The organism is Staphylococcus sp. acrmy (assembly GCF_022690565.1).
Taxonomy (GTDB): domain Bacteria; phylum Bacillota; class Bacilli; order Staphylococcales; family Staphylococcaceae; genus Staphylococcus; species Staphylococcus caledonicus.
On the sequence record NZ_JALCVE010000007.1, the window covers coordinates 76,734 to 92,038 of the forward strand.

A 15,305-nucleotide genomic window follows, 5' to 3' on the forward strand; every position below is an offset into this window, starting at 1 on the left:
TAAAATAAAGTATTTAAACGATACATTTAAACCGTCATCTTCTTGAAATTGTATATTACATTGTATTGGCTGTTCACTCATAGATCCTGGAACTCGTTACGACGTTTGAGGATTTTTTTGTATACAATTTTAGGAGGTTTTGAAGTGGAAGCGCTCAGACAAAAAGTCGAAGAAGATGGCGTTGTTATTGATGAGAAGATTTTAAAGGTTGATGTTTTTTTAAATCATCAAATCGACGCGAAGTTAATGCATGAAGTAGGTAAAGTTTTTTACGAGCAGTTTAAAGATCGAGGTGTAACAAAGATTTTAACTATTGAAGCTTCAGGTATTGCACCGGCTATTATGGCTGCACTACATTTTGATGTGCCTTGCTTATTTGCGAAAAAGGCTAAACCAAGCACATTAAAAGATGGTTTTTACGCTACTGATATACACTCTTTTACTAAAAATAAAACGAGTACGGTCATTGTTTCTGAAGAATTTTTAGATGAAAATGACACAGTTTTAATTATCGATGACTTCTTAGCTAATGGAGATGCTTCTTTAGGCCTCTATGATATTGCACAACAAGCAAAAGCTAAAACTGTAGGTATCGGAATTGTTGTTGAGAAAAGCTTCCAAGACGGCAGACAAAGATTAGAAGAGGCAGGTTTAACTGTGTCTTCATTATGTAAAGTAGCCTCTTTAAAAGGTAATAAAGTTACTTTATTGAGTGAAGACGAATGAAGAATTTCATTTTAAGTCTGCAACATCTATTGGCAATGTATGCGGGAGCTATTCTAGTACCGATTATCGTAGGTACAAGCCTTAAATTCACTCCTGAACAAATTGCTTATTTAGTAACCGTCGATATTTTTATGTGTGGGGTTGCAACATTCTTACAAGCGAATAAAGTGACAGGTACTGGCTTACCTATTGTATTAGGATGTACGTTCACTGCCGTAGCGCCTATGATTTTAATAGGCCAAACGAAAGGTTTAGACGTACTTTATGGCTCTTTATTCTTGTCAGGTATTCTAGTCGTCATCATTGCACCGTTCTTTTCATACTTAGTCAAATTCTTCCCGCCTGTCGTTACAGGCAGTGTGGTAACTATTATCGGTATTAATTTAATGCCGGTTGCGATGAATTATTTGGCCGGAGGAGAAGGCGCCAAAGACTATGGTAATCCTAAAAATTTAATTTTAGGAGGCGTAACGCTAGTCGTTATTTTAGTATTGCAACGGTTCACTACAGGCTTTTTAAAATCGATTGCCATACTCATAGGCTTAGTCATAGGTACTATATTGGCGAGTTTATTAGGTGCAGTAGACGTTAACCAAGTTGGAGAAGCACATTGGCTTGGCATTCCTAGACCATTCCGTTTCTCAGGCTTTGGCTTTGATGTCGGTGCTACTTTAGTGTTTACGATTGTAGCAATTGTCAGTTTAATTGAATCTACAGGCGTGTATCATGCATTGAGTGAAATCACTGGTAGAAAGCTTGAACGTAAAGATTTCCGAAAGGGTTACACTGCGGAAGGTCTTGCGATTATTCTAGGATCAATTTTTAATTCCTTCCCTTACACTGCTTATTCTCAAAATGTTGGCTTAGTATCTCTCTCAGGTGCTAAAAAGAATAAGATTATATATGGCATGGTTATTTTACTTCTAATCTGTGGTTGTATTCCTAAATTAGGTGCACTGGCTAACATCATTCCTTTACCAGTTTTAGGTGGCGCTATGATTGCTATGTTTGGCATGGTCATGGCATATGGTGTTAGTATTTTAGGACACATCGATTTTAAAAACCAAAATAATTTATTGATTATTGCGGTGTCGGTAGGTTTAGGAACAGGTATCAGTGCAGTACCACAAGCCTTTAAAGCTTTAGGTGAGCAATTTGCATGGTTAACTCAGAACGGCATTGTATTAGGTGCAATTTCAGCCATTATTCTTAATTTCTTTTTTAATGGCTTGAAGTATAAACAAAGTGAAGAAAATGTGAAATAATAAGACTAACTTTATAAAAAATGGAGGCTGTATTATAAATGTGGGAAAATAAATTTGCTAAAGAATCATTAACTTTCGACGATGTTTTATTAATTCCAGCTGCATCAGATGTGTTACCAAGCGATGTGGATTTAAGTGTGGAATTATCAGATAAGATTAAATTAAATATCCCAGTTATCTCAGCGGGTATGGATACAGTAACTGAATCAAAAATGGCAATTGCTATGGCACGTCAAGGTGGTTTAGGTGTCATTCATAAAAATATGGGCATTGAAGAACAAGCTGAAGAAGTTCAAAAAGTTAAACGTTCAGAAAATGGCGTTATTACAAATCCATTCTTCTTAACTCCAGATGAAAGTGTATATGAAGCGGAAGCATTAATGGGTAAATACCGCATCTCTGGTGTACCTATTGTCAGTGATAAAGAATCAAGACAACTTGTTGGTATTTTAACTAACCGTGACTTACGTTTCATTGAAGACTTTTCAATTAAAATTTCTGACGTAATGACAAAAGAAAACTTAATTACTGCTTCAGTTGGTACAACATTAGATGAAGCTGAAACAATTCTTCAAGAACATAAGATCGAAAAATTACCATTAGTTGAAAATGGTCGTCTAGAAGGTTTAATTACGATTAAAGATATTGAAAAAGTCCTTGAATTCCCGCATGCAGCAAAAGACGCACACGGTCGCTTATTAGCAGCGGCAGCCATCGGTACGTCTAAAGATACAGAAATCCGTGCGCAAAAATTAGTAGAAGCTGGCGTTGATGCATTAATTATTGATACAGCACATGGCCACTCAAAAGGCGTAATTGAACAAGTTAGAAAAATGAAAGAAAAATATCCTGACATTACTATCGTTGCAGGTAACGTAGCTACAGCAGAAGCAACACGCGCTTTATTCGAAGCAGGTGCAGATGTTGTTAAAGTTGGTATCGGACCAGGTTCAATCTGTACTACTCGTGTAGTAGCAGGCGTAGGTGTACCACAAATTACAGCCGTTTATGACTGTGCAACTGAAGCTCGTAAACACGGCAAAGCAATTATCGCTGATGGTGGTATTAAATTCTCAGGCGATATCATCAAAGCTTTAGCAGCTGGTGGACATGCTGTAATGTTAGGTAGTCTTCTTGCTGGTACTGAAGAAAGCCCAGGCGCAACTGAAGTCTTCCAAGGTAGACAATATAAAGTTTACCGTGGCATGGGTTCTTTAGGAGCTATGGAAAAAGGTTCAAACGACCGTTACTTCCAAGAAGATAAATCTCCTAGAAAATTTGTTCCAGAAGGTATCGAAGGTCGTACAGCTTATAAAGGCCCATTACAAGATACAATTTATCAACTTATGGGCGGCGTAAGAGCTGGTATGGGTTACACTGGCTCACCTGATTTGAAAACTTTACGTGAAGAAGCTCAATTTACACGTATGGGCCCTGCTGGTTTAGCAGAAAGTCACCCACATAATGTACAAATTACTAAAGAATCACCAAACTATTCATTTTAATATCAAGTTGAACGAGTAAGTTTGTGAGATAAAACTAGAGGACGCTTTTCTATTTAAATGTGATTGTTGAATGGGGTAATTCATTTTCAAGAAGACCTTAAAGCAAGGCATTGGGAAAGCGTTTCTCTACTATTTACATAAATTAAATTTAAAGGAGACCCACAATTATGGAAATGGCTAAAGAACAAGAGTTAATTCTTGTCTTAGACTTCGGTAGTCAATATAACCAACTTATTACGCGTCGTATTCGTGAAATGGGCGTTTACAGTGAATTGCACGATCATGAAATGTCTATTGAAGAAATTAAGCGTATGAATCCTAAAGGTATTATTCTTTCAGGTGGTCCTAACTCAGTTTATGAAGAATGTTCATTTACAATCGATCCTGAAATTTATAATTTAGGTGTGCCTGTATTAGGTATTTGTTACGGTATGCAATTGACGACGAAACTTTTAGGCGGAAAAGTTGAACGCGCTAATGAACGTGAATATGGTAAAGCTACAATTAATGCAAAATCTGATGAGTTATTCTTCGGTTTACCTGTTGAACAAACAGTGTGGATGAGTCACTCTGACAAAGTAATTGAAATTCCTGAAGGTTTTGAAGTGATTGCTGATAGTCCAAGTACGAATTACGCTGCGATTGAAGATAAAAAACGTCGTATTTATGGTGTGCAGTTCCATCCGGAAGTACGTCATACAGAATATGGTAATGACTTATTAAGAAACTTCGTTCGTCGTGTATGTAATTGTACAGGTGAATGGACGATGGAAAACTTTATTGAAATTGAGATTGAAAAGATTCGCGAACGTGTTGGCGACCGTAAAGTATTATGCGCGATGAGCGGTGGGGTAGATTCATCTGTAGTAGCAGTATTATTACATAAAGCTATTGGTGATCAACTTACATGTATCTTCGTAGACCATGGTTTACTTCGTAAGGGCGAAGGCGACATGGTGATGGAACAATTTGGTGAAGGCTTTGATATGAATATTATTCGTGTTAATGCTCAAGATCGCTTTATGAATAAATTAAAAGGCGTGTCTGACCCTGAACAAAAACGTAAAATCATCGGTAATGAATTTGTCTATGTATTTGATGATGAAGCGGCTAAGTTAACAGATGTTGATTTCTTAGCACAAGGTACATTGTATACCGATGTGATTGAATCTGGGACTAAAACTGCGCAAACGATCAAATCTCACCATAACGTAGGTGGATTACCTGAAGATATGGAATTCGAACTGATTGAACCTATCAACACGTTATTTAAAGATGAAGTACGTGCATTAGGTATTGAGTTAGGTATTCCAGAACATTTAGTTTGGAGACAACCATTCCCTGGACCAGGCCTTGGTATCCGTGTCTTAGGTGAAATTACAGAAGATAAATTAGAAATCGTACGTGAATCTGATGCAATTTTACGTGAAGTCGTACGTGAAGAAGGTCTTGAAAGAGATATCTGGCAATACTTTACAGTTCTACCAGGCATCCAATCTGTAGGTGTAATGGGTGACTACCGTACTTACGATCATACTGTAGGTATCCGTGCCGTAACTTCTATTGACGGTATGACAAGTGACTTTGCCCGTATCGATTGGGAAGTTCTACAAAAGATTTCAAGCCGTATCGTTAACGAAGTAGACCACGTAAACCGCGTTGTCTATGACATTACTTCTAAGCCACCAAGCACCATAGAATGGGAATAAAAGGTATAAGATGACAACACCCTCTAGCCATAACGGTTAGAGGGTGTTTTTGTGTTTGATTGGAAGGATATAAAAGTAATAAATATAAAATGCTATAATTTTATTATTAGGAATTGTATAATATAAATGCAAAGATCAATTTATGAGGGTTTGTTATGCGTATATACGTATAGGGAACCCCTTTTTTATGAGATGATAATTTAAATGAGTAAAAAAGAGTATAGAAGTTATTGAAAAAATCTTTTATTAAGTTGTCAAAGCTGTTTTAATTTGATTTTTATTGGACCATCTTAATATTGAAAGATTTTCATGTTCTGCTACTTGACTAGCTTTAACATTAATAGGGTGGTCTACATCGTTAGCGATTATAAACATTCTTGGATTTAAATTGTTTTTGGAAGGTCTATTAGGTTTAACATCCCTATATATATACACATCATTAGTTACTTTATTAAAGTCTAAGTTATTTGCAAAGTTAATAAGTATTTCTGCTTTAGATTTTGTTCCTGGCAAGATGTAATCAATAGAATATTTTATACCAGATTCACCAGCAACAGAAACTTTCGCAGCTCCTACTATTTCTTCTTCATATAAAAAATTAAACACATCTTCATAGAAGAGGCTTGAAACATTGCTTCTAGATGTTATTGTAATATCATAAATTTTCAATATTCCTTGAATTAAGTTGTGCTTAGATTGAGCAAAACTTTCATTTTTAACCTTTGCAATAATCTCATCATTTTCTAAAATTAAATTAAATTGGTTTAAAACGTTTTGTATTATTCTTGTTCTAGTTTTAGTATTTATATCAATACCGAACATTTCTAACTCATTTATAGTTAAACCATCATCAGATAATATAAACTCTTCATTAGGTAATGTATCGGCATAAATTCTAATATAATCATTTAAGTGGTTTTTAAATGGAGTGGTAATTTCTGTAGAATTATCTAACTCTTTATATTTATAACTTTGTTTCAACCAATTAAAATATTCATCCATTTTTTGTTCGATAGATTCCATTAATTATCACTCCATTTCGCTAATAGTAAATTTGGTTCTATTATAACATTATCAGGCTTTATATTAGCGAAATTCATAAAGAATTCAAGTGAATCGAGAAGTTCATTAACTAGTTCTTTATTTGTAATGTCAGATAAGGGGATAACAATTTTTCCATTATCGTATTCCTCTGTAAAAATATGTAAATGGGGCGTTGGCACCTGAGCATGATCAGAGCCATTAACATCAAAACGTATCATTGGAGATTTATACGACATACTATTAAGTAAAATTGTTAAATTATCTGGATTTCTGTGCCCCTTCTTATTAATTATTAATCTGAATTTTTCAGAATCATCTATAATATGAATTAAAGTGTGCTTTGATTGTTCTCCTGGAATTGGTAAACGAACTATATTATTCTCGAAAATTTTTATTTTTTTTAGCAAAGATTCATATAAACTTTTCTCCATATCTCAATCTCCTTCGTCTATATAAATGTGATGCGAGCGCGATAAAATATAAGATTATGTAGCAATTAAATTTAATATCCATTAGCTCTATCGTTAGCTATAACTTCAGGATCGCTAGGTGGTTCTGCATCACTTAAATCTACATTTTTATAAGGGTTTTCAACTTTTATTCCTTGTTGACCTAATTTTCTAATGACTTCTGCACCTTGCTCAGTATTTGCTTTTTCGTCAATTTCATTTTGTATTTCTTGCTCTGTCAAAGCGTTAGGATTTTGTGGTTGAGGAGCTTGGTTTTGTTGATTAGTAATATTTTGATTATTTTGTTCAATTTGCTGCTGAGTGGTTTCTATTTGTTGTTTAGTATTCACTTGTTGAGTAACTTGTTTATTATTTTGTTGTTGTTCTTTAGTAAGACTATTGTCTTGGGAACTTTTTTTCTTTAGATTATCTTCTTTAGATTTCTTATCAGACCTCTTTTTCTCTTTACTATAATCATTTGATTTTGTAATTGATTTATTCTCTTCATCTTTTTTAGAAGTATCATCATTATTGTTACATGCTCCTAGAATTAAAAAGCTTGTCAGTAAAATAGCAAATATCTTTTTCATTATTTTCTCCTTTATTTCTATTAAATTTTAATCTAAATAGAAAAATAAACTATCATTCTCTATAGTGCTTGGCCAAAAAGCCACACTTAAGTTTATTATACTAATTTAAAGAGTTGTTTCCTACTTTGTTTAGATGACGAGAATATTAATTGTTATTTTATTATAAAAATTAAAATTTATACGAAATCTTATTTTAGTTATAAAAATGCTTTAAACATCATAACCTAACACATTTTATGTTTTAATAATCTAAAGAAAATTTCTACTAAAGAATTATCTAAGTATTTTTCTCTTTTGAACATATTTTAAATTATTACTTTTAATAAATATAAGATCTTTCACTATTAGTAGTTCATTTAGAAAAGCTATAAAATTATGTAAAGTAGGCTACTTTAGAATACGATAATTTAATATTTCTTAAATATGTAAATCTATAAATAAGTGCAAATAATTTTTGTAATAGGAAGCGGTTAGAATTTTATAATGGTAGTAACAATTTTTAAAAAGATTAGATAGTATTAACTTCATTTAAATATCTAGTGTATAAACATTTCCCAGCTCTACAACCTTTGTGTCACATATAATTTTTGGTATATTGAGTCTATATTTATTTTATTGCTAAGGGATTGGGTAATTTTGAAAATAATTAACTTATTAAGTTATATGGCTTTAGGCTTTATGATAGGGTACATCATCTACGGTGTGATCATGATGATTGGTCAATTTATGGGCTTAACTGAATATGAGCACCAACTTGCGATAGTAGGTCTTTGTGTCATTTTATTAGGTGATTTAACGAAAAATGATTTATTTAAATTTATTACTCTTGCAGGTGGTGTATACCTTGTATTAATTGGCTAACCATCGTCTTAAAAGCTCACTTAATGTTGTACAACTACACTAGAAACTCATTTTCAACTTAAAAAACTCCACATTTATAACCTAGCTAAATTTGGAAAAAGGGTAGCGTAAACATAGTCAATAACACGATATTTGTGATAAACAAGGAAATATTTAAAATGATTTTAGAATTGAGAAGTAAACATAAAGCGTTAGACATTAATGTGAAGAATAAGATAAGCGCACCTGGCCAATACCATAGGCTAAAGAAAGTGTGACGGTATAAATCGGTAAATAACGAAGAATAGACAATAAAAAGACATACCATAGTTAAAAAAATCGATAACAGATTAATATAATTTAATGTTTTCATTGATGTTTCCTTTCTAAGATGAAATGGGAGTTAGCTAGAAGTCTAATATAATTTCAAAAGCCTTGTAAGCTTGTCATTGATAAATTTTAGATATTTTTTATATAAATATCTCAGGCTTTTTATTCTACAACTTTTTAAAAAGTGTTTGTTTTAATACTTAATTTATATTATCTGTGAAATTTTACGCTTTTACAAGCTTAAATTGTCACAATTAATCAAGGGAAAAATTAAATTTTTGAGAGAATTTTAAAACTTTTTTAAGCGTTTTCACATAATTGTTACATGCAAACGAGGAAAAGTGTGGTATTTTATAGTTAAACAAAGAAATTCATTTTATCCACGAGCGTCCAATTGATATTTATCGGTTGGACGTTCACTTTTTACACAACAAAAACAAGAGAATGAGACATTAATGCTTTGTGCTCTGGGAAACCGATAAACGGTGTCCCAAAAGCAGGATTCTCGGCAGATACCGTCACGATTCGACAAAATTTGAAAAACAATTTTGTTCCTCGTACGGTTCTGCTCAAATCCTAAACACTTTTGTCCCAACCTCTTGCTTCTATAATTTTATGTACGAAATATGCGAATTATTTTGTAGCTAAGTCGATGATGAATTTAACAATTTCAATAATACCTGAAATGATTGACATTTGGAATTACCTCCTTATTAAATGTTATCTAAAGTATAACGTTGAAATATCAATAAAAGAGCGTTATTTCCTAAGTTATTGAAAGCGCTTCGTAAGTGTTAGATTGAGGACGAGAAATCACATCTTTTCATGCCTAGTTGCTTATTTTCTATAAATATAAGCAAAAGCGAGATTTCAAAACTATTCCTAGCCGCCTAGGAGATTGACATTTATTCAATATTTTCTTATATTGTATTTATTACGTCTAAAATTTACATAGGTCTGTATCAGGCAATTGTACAAGGTGTGTTCATCATTGTGCACTTGAAGGGTAAGACATGTGTAGCTAAAACATACATACAAGGTAGCTTGAAAAAGTATTTATATATTAATTAAATGCGTTCATAAAGAAGCCTGCAATAGTTAGTTAAACCTTCCATTATAGGGATAAAACTAGACTATTGCAGGCATTTTCTTATATTGTTAATACTATAAGCACTATGAAAATTAAAAAGTTTTAAAACATGGAGGAGCGGCAATGTTAAGTTCAAGTTTATTACTGACCTTATTTTTCGTAACGCTTGTCATTGCAGTGTTAAGTGGAATAATATTTTTAATTCCATCTGTTCCTGTAAAATACATACGTTTACATTTAACTTTACTCTTATTACCTGTCATTGTAGGAGTCATCGGATTAATAACAGTAAATGGCAGAGAAGTCGTTGGCGTGTTTGCATTAGATAAACTCGCTTGGCTAGTAGGCGTCTTCGTCTTAGCTTTAGGCTTTATTATTCAAAAGTTCTCAACACGATATTTACTTGGAGATCGCAACTACCGTAAATATTTTCCTTTGTACACTTGTATGACGATATTTGCTTCAATTGGCTGGTTAAGTAATGATTTACGTTTAATGGTAGTTTGTTGGGGGCTTACGTTATGGTGTCTAACTCAACTGATACGACTTAATCAATCATGGAAAGTGCCGGCAGAAGCTGCAAAGGTTTCAGCACGTTCGTTTATCATTGGCTGGGGAGCGTTACTTTTAGCAGTGGTCGTCTTTTACATAGGTACCGGAGAATGGGTCATTGATCCGTCACAAGACTATGACAACGTAATGGGTTATGGTTTGAAATTAGTTGTAGATTTATTACTTGTACTTGCTGTGATAATTCCAGCAGCACAATATCCTTTCCAAAGTTGGTTAATTGAGTCCGTTGTAGCACCTACGCCAGTATCGGCCATTATGCATGCTGGTATTGTGAATGCTGGAGGAATTATTCTTACACGTTTTTCGCCAGTGTTCGATAATAATATTGCTTTAACTGTACTCTTAATCATTTCTAGTATTTCAGTACTTATTGGTTCAGGAATTAGCTTAGTACATGTGGATTATAAACGTCAGTTAGTGGGCTCAACGATGAGTCAAATGGGCTTTATGCTTGTGCAATGTGCATTAGGTGTTTATTCGGCAGCAATTATTCATTTGATTTTGCACGGTGTGTTTAAAGCGACTTTATTCTTACAATCAGGTTCTATCGTCAAACGTTTTAATATTCCGACGCCACCAAACGTGAAACGCTCATACGCATGGACGGTGTTAGGTAGAACCCTTGCTATAGCCATAGCAGTTATCTTTTTCATTATGAGTGACCATACGCCGTATACATTAATTAGTGCGTTCATTCTTGCATGGTCATTATCTGTATCTTGGAATCAACTCGTAGCACTTAATAGAGGTGTAATGGGCCGTGTAATCGGTATTGCTATGCTCATTATCGTAGCAGCAGTATACGTGGTAACACATCAAATATTTGTGAATCTATTACATAACGTCTACATGATTACATCACATCCACCATTAATAAGTGTAATCATTTGTATAGCCATCCTAGTGCTAGGTAGCATATTTAGTATTTGGGTCGCACGTCGTCGTGATTCAACAGCTTTTGCGAAAGTATATTTATGGCTCGTTAAGATTGGAGAAGCAAAATTTAAATCTGTTGAAAGCCATCCTAACTATTTGAAGAAATATTTATAAGAGGTGAAACCTTACATGACTATAACTAAATATAATATTGAAGACACTGTTAAATCGGCACGTCGTGTGATTACACCACTTTCACCTATTTCGATATTTGCGGCACGTAACCCTTGGGAAGAAATGGAACATCAAACGTTCGATCAAGTAGCCCAATGGTTTAAACACGTACGTGACATTGACTTATATCCAAGCCATGCTTCCGTGATGACTGCTTTGGAAAATGGCGAAATCGACAAATCTCTCGTAGAAGAAGAACTTAAACAGGCGGTTCAATCATACGAAACTGCAGTGCCACAAGACCATATCGATACTTATTGTAAAAACGCAATGCGTATTCAAGATGTACCAACCGATTTAATTACTAAAGAAGCATATTTAAAGATAGAAGTATCAAAGCTTAAAAGCGTCTTTGAAAATGAACCATTTAAATATGCACGTTCAAAAAGCGCTAACGCCTTTAATGCTAAAGGCGAATCGCTTATGGATGAATTAAACACGCATATTATTAAATGGTCAAAGCTTTATTTAGATAATTTCCAATCGAGTTGGACGATGCCTAAACGTGAAGAAGGATTTTACATAGCGTGGCTACATTTAGCGCAACATGATCCTATGTTGACGAAGACACAGCGCAAAATGGTCAAAACATTACCAAATGATTATAGAGAAGCATTAATCATGGCTTTAAATCATTTAGATATCGCAGAAGATGAACGTGAATCATATTTAACAGGACATCTATTATCCTTACCAGGTTGGGCCGGCATGATGTATTATCGCGCCGAACAACGTGAGCGAGAAGCGGATTTATTAACACAATATTTAGCCATTCGTTTAACAATGGAATGTATTCTATTAGATACTGAAAAAATGAGTCGTCCGGCAGTCTTAAATGTCGAAAGACGTATTAAAGAATTGGTAAGTAAGTGGCTTTACTATGGTGAAATGTCAATTGATGAATGGGCATCTATGAGTATTTCAGACCAAATTGAACATTTAAGCTTTGCGCATGACTTTAATCCACTTTATTTTAAAAAATTATGGCTTGAAGCATGGGAAGAAACACATGAACGTAAACTAGTTGAAGATATATATGATACCTCTAATCCTCAAGAGAAACCGTCTACACAAGTGCAATTGGCGTTCTGTATCGATGTACGTTCAGAACCATTTCGTCGTCATTTAGAAAGTGAAGGACCATTTGAAACGATTGGTATTGCTGGATTCTTTGGTTTGCCGATTCGTAAAGAAGCGTTAGACGAACAGTTCAGTCATAACTCTTTACCAGTTATGGTGCCGCCTGCATACACAATCAAGGAATATGCAGATCGTCATGCCTTAAATACTTATAATCAACAACAGAACTCAGTCACGTCTATGTTTTATACGTTTAAATTGATGAAACATAATGTTTTACCAAGTTTATTATTACCAGAACTCAGTGGTCCGTTCTTAAGTTTAAATACGTTAGCCAGTACATTAATGCCGAAGAAAACAGGCAACTTTGTACGCAAATTTACTAAAAACTGGTTGAAAAAGCCTGAAGCCAAGTTAACAATTAACCGTGAACATGGGGCGTATGGAAATTTACCGGTTGGTTTTACTGAAGAAGACCAAGTCGCCTTTACAAAACAGGCGTTACAACTTATGGATTTAACTACAAATTTTGCGCCATTAATCGTTCTCGGTGGACATGGTAGTCAATCCAATAACAATCCATATCATGCGACATTAGAGTGTGGCGCATGTGGCGGTGCTTCAAGCGGTTTTAACGCCAAGTTACTCGCAATGATGTGTAACTTGACTCATGTACGAGAAAGCTTAAAAGCTGAAAATATTAACATTCCAAATGAAACCGTATTTGTCGCAGCTGAACATAAAACATCAGTCGACGAATTAGAATGGATTTATATGCCAGAATTAACGCCTGAAGCACAACAAGCATTTAACACGTTAGAAGAAGCGATGCCTCGAATTAGCTATAAAGCGAATTTAGAACGCCTAGCACAACTTCCAGGTTTAGACCAAGGCCATGTAAAAGATCCTGTAGCTGAGGCACACCGCTTTGCGAACGACTGGAGTGAAATCCGCCCAGAATGGGGACTTGCGCGTAATGCAGAGTTTATTATCGGACAACGACGAATTACTGAAGGTACGAACTTAGAAGGACGTGCTTTCTTACATAATTATGATTGGCAAAAAGATTCCGATGGTCAAATACTGAACACAATTATTTCAGGACCCGCCCTCGTAGCTCAATGGATTAATTTACAATACTACGCTTCAACGGTAGCACCACATTTTTACGGAAGTGGGAATAAGGCGACACAATCGGTAACTTCAGGCGTAGGGGTAATGCAAGGGAATTCGAGTGACTTACTAGCGGGACTACCTTGGCAATCTGTCATGGCAGCAGATAACAAAATCTATCATTCACCTATTCGTCTATTAGTAGTGATTCAAGCACCAGACAGTCACATTAAGGCCTTGCTTGAGAATAATATTAAATTTAAGCAGAAAGTGGATAACCACTGGGTACGCTTGGCAAGTATCGACGAACATGATAGTTGGAAAGATTGGTAGGGAGTTCGGTTTTTCCGAAAATAGTGATAAAATAAGGTTAATCTATCAATAGGAGAATTATGATTACCATGGCTAAATCTAAAGGTGCTTACGAAGCAGAAATTAGTACAGCAATCACGCAATGGGAAAAAGACTTTCTCGGTCGAGGTTCCCTATCGGTCAAAACGGACATCTTACGCGATATGATTATCGTCAATTTACAAGGTGTATTAACGCCTGCAGAATATCGTGTATGTGAAACTCAAGAAGGTTTACTGAACATTAAACGTACTCGCTCAGAACTTGTCGAGTCAGGACAAGATGATTTAATGCAGCTGATATTAGATATTACAGGTATTAGTGTGAACAGCTTTCATAGTGATTTAAGTACGATTACCGGAGAGCGTGTCATCGTCTTCAAATTAGAGGATAACTTTGAAAGACTTTACAAAACTAAATAGTCACCCTATGGGGGCGAGACAATGAAATCTTTCAATTATATTAGATTTTGTTGGCGCTCCCATTTTGTTTAATAAGCGAATTTTGACGATTTAGTGTATAATTTACACAAAGGCATGATGAGAGTTGAGAGAAACACATATTGATAAGGTAAATCGATTGCAGAATTTTAATGATTTAACCATCATATTTAAGAGATTGAGACGTTAATGATTAGTGCTCTGGGAAACTGATATACGGTGTCCCAAAAGTAGGATTCTCGGCAGATACCGTCACGATTCGCCAAAATTTGAAGAACAATTTTGTTCATCGTTCGGTTCTGCTCAAATCCTGAGCACTTTTGTCCCAACCTCCTTATGAATGTTTTAATATGGAGAAATAAATGAAATTAGAAATTGGTGAAGTAGTATGAAACAAAAGAGAGAATTTGCACCATCGATAACCGTTCCCATGTTTATCGTAGGGTTACTTATTTTTATTTTTGCAGCTTTGAATGTAATTTGGGATACGTGGATCATTCAACATATAGATTTAGCGTCATTACATTGGGTTACAGAACAATTTGGTAAGCCACAACGAAATTTCCAAGGGAATATTTGGCATAATTTTATTACATTTTGTGCAGAAATTGGCGAAGTTAAATCTATTTTATATATCACAGCATTTTTAGCCCTCATCTTGCTTTTTAAAAACTATAAGCTATCTATTTGGCTAATACTTAGTATTTATACAGGCACGTTACTAAACTATTTAATTAAACAAATGGTTGAAAGACAACGCCCGTACAATCATTTAATACGTGACCATGGATTTTCATTCCCTAGTGGACACTCTAATGCAAGTACATTACTAGCACTTACCTTGCTTATTGTCGTTATACCGATTATTAAAAGTAAAGCGTTAAGACTGATTATTAGCCTAATCACAGTCATCATTTGGCTAGGCGTATTATGGTGTCGAGTATATTTTCATGCCCATTATATTATCGACGTCGTTGGAGGCGTGTCGCTAGGTATGTTGTGGATAGCGTTGTATTTAATGATTATTCCGTTGTTTTATCTTAATTTTCCTAAAAAGCCTGAGAATAGTAGGTAGTTCAAAGTCGTTTAA

General features: G+C 34.6%; 13 protein-coding genes. 9 read left to right on the forward strand and 4 right to left on the reverse strand.

The genetic code is table 11. The annotated features are described in order from the left end of the window. Positions 1-144: 144 nt before the first annotated feature. From xpt to guaA, 4 genes are all read left to right on the forward strand, one after another. Complete coding sequence (gene xpt / locus FH144_RS08685) at positions 145-726, forward strand: xanthine phosphoribosyltransferase (protein WP_242315145.1); 582 nt, start codon at positions 145-147, stop codon at positions 724-726. Continuing rightward, positions 723-1,991: a xanthine permease PbuX gene (gene pbuX / locus FH144_RS08690; RefSeq protein ID WP_242315147.1), complete on the forward strand. Its 1,269-nt coding sequence runs from the start codon at positions 723-725 to the stop codon at positions 1,989-1,991. The genes xpt and pbuX overlap by 4 nt, the downstream gene beginning before the upstream one ends. 38 nt (positions 1,992-2,029) lie before the next feature. Then, the gene (gene guaB, locus FH144_RS08695; RefSeq protein ID WP_198612203.1) at positions 2,030-3,496 is read left to right on the forward strand and encodes an IMP dehydrogenase; all 1,467 of its coding nucleotides are present in this window, start codon (positions 2,030-2,032) and stop codon (positions 3,494-3,496) included. Positions 3,497-3,663: 167 nt separating this feature from the next. Then, entirely contained in the window at positions 3,664-5,205 is a 1,542-nt protein-coding gene (gene guaA / locus FH144_RS08700) for a glutamine-hydrolyzing GMP synthase (protein ID WP_242315149.1), read from the forward strand. A gap of 246 nt (positions 5,206-5,451) precedes the next feature. Here the strand turns inward: guaA and FH144_RS08705 are convergent, their stop codons facing one another. From FH144_RS08705 to FH144_RS08715, 3 genes are all read right to left on the reverse strand, one after another. Next, positions 5,452-6,228 (reverse strand): DUF1828 domain-containing protein, encoded by a 777-nt coding sequence (locus FH144_RS08705; RefSeq protein WP_242315151.1) that lies wholly within the window; start codon positions 6,226-6,228, stop codon positions 5,452-5,454. Then, positions 6,228-6,680 (reverse strand): DUF6978 family protein, encoded by a 453-nt coding sequence (locus tag FH144_RS12115; protein WP_481914060.1) that lies wholly within the window; start codon positions 6,678-6,680, stop codon positions 6,228-6,230. The genes FH144_RS08705 and FH144_RS12115 overlap by 1 nt, the downstream gene beginning before the upstream one ends. Before the next feature lie 71 nt (positions 6,681-6,751). Continuing rightward, positions 6,752-7,288 (reverse strand): hypothetical protein, encoded by a 537-nt coding sequence (locus tag FH144_RS08715; RefSeq protein WP_242315153.1) that lies wholly within the window; start codon positions 7,286-7,288, stop codon positions 6,752-6,754. 636 nt (positions 7,289-7,924) lie between these two features. On the opposite strand from FH144_RS08715, the gene FH144_RS08720 reads away from it, so the two are divergent. Further along, on the forward strand, positions 7,925-8,149 hold the full coding sequence (locus FH144_RS08720) for a hypothetical protein (RefSeq protein ID WP_198612202.1): 225 nt from the start codon (positions 7,925-7,927) through the stop codon (positions 8,147-8,149). A 942-nt stretch (positions 8,150-9,091) separates the two neighbouring features. On the opposite strand, the gene FH144_RS12120 is transcribed toward FH144_RS08720, so the two are convergent. Beyond that, entirely contained in the window at positions 9,092-9,154 is a 63-nt protein-coding gene (locus FH144_RS12120) for an alpha family phenol-soluble modulin (RefSeq protein WP_103165687.1), read from the reverse strand. A 517-nt stretch (positions 9,155-9,671) separates the two neighbouring features. On the opposite strand from FH144_RS12120, the gene FH144_RS08725 reads away from it, so the two are divergent. The 4 genes from FH144_RS08725 (at position 9,672) to FH144_RS08740 (ending at position 15,290) form a co-directional block, all read left to right on the forward strand. Next, entirely contained in the window at positions 9,672-11,171 is a 1,500-nt protein-coding gene (locus FH144_RS08725; RefSeq protein ID WP_242315156.1) for an NADH dehydrogenase subunit 5, read from the forward strand. A gap of 15 nt (positions 11,172-11,186) precedes the next feature. Beyond that, on the forward strand, positions 11,187-13,757 hold the full coding sequence (locus tag FH144_RS08730; RefSeq protein ID WP_242315157.1) for a DUF2309 domain-containing protein: 2,571 nt from the start codon (positions 11,187-11,189) through the stop codon (positions 13,755-13,757). 68 nt (positions 13,758-13,825) lie between these two features. Beyond that, positions 13,826-14,197, forward strand: coding sequence for a Na-translocating system protein MpsC family protein (locus FH144_RS08735; RefSeq protein WP_242315159.1), 372 nt, complete (start codon positions 13,826-13,828; stop codon positions 14,195-14,197). 406 nt (positions 14,198-14,603) lie between these two features. After that, entirely contained in the window at positions 14,604-15,290 is a 687-nt protein-coding gene (locus FH144_RS08740) for a phosphatase PAP2 family protein (RefSeq protein WP_242315161.1), read from the forward strand. Positions 15,291-15,305 lie beyond the last annotated feature (15 nt).

Excerpts from the sequence above, each read along its gene's own strand:
- pbuX (WP_242315147.1), top strand. The coding sequence starts at position 723 with ATGAAGAATTTCATTTTAAGTCTGCAACATCTATTGGCAATGTATGCG.
- FH144_RS08735 (WP_242315159.1), top strand. The coding sequence starts at position 13,826 with ATGGCTAAATCTAAAGGTGCTTACGAAGCAGAAATTAGTACAGCAATC.
- FH144_RS08730 (WP_242315157.1), top strand. The coding sequence starts at position 11,187 with ATGACTATAACTAAATATAATATTGAAGACACTGTTAAATCGGCACGT.
- FH144_RS08740 (WP_242315161.1), top strand. The coding sequence starts at position 14,604 with ATGAAACAAAAGAGAGAATTTGCACCATCGATAACCGTTCCCATGTTT.
- FH144_RS08715 (WP_242315153.1), bottom strand. The coding sequence starts at position 7,288 with ATGAAAAAGATATTTGCTATTTTACTGACAAGCTTTTTAATTCTAGGA.
- FH144_RS08725 (WP_242315156.1), top strand. The coding sequence starts at position 9,672 with ATGTTAAGTTCAAGTTTATTACTGACCTTATTTTTCGTAACGCTTGTC.
- guaB (WP_198612203.1), top strand. The coding sequence starts at position 2,030 with ATGTGGGAAAATAAATTTGCTAAAGAATCATTAACTTTCGACGATGTT.
- FH144_RS08705 (WP_242315151.1), bottom strand. The coding sequence starts at position 6,228 with ATGGAATCTATCGAACAAAAAATGGATGAATATTTTAATTGGTTGAAA.
- FH144_RS12115 (WP_481914060.1), bottom strand. The coding sequence starts at position 6,680 with ATGGAGAAAAGTTTATATGAATCTTTGCTAAAAAAAATAAAAATTTTC.
- guaA (WP_242315149.1), top strand. The coding sequence starts at position 3,664 with ATGGAAATGGCTAAAGAACAAGAGTTAATTCTTGTCTTAGACTTCGGT.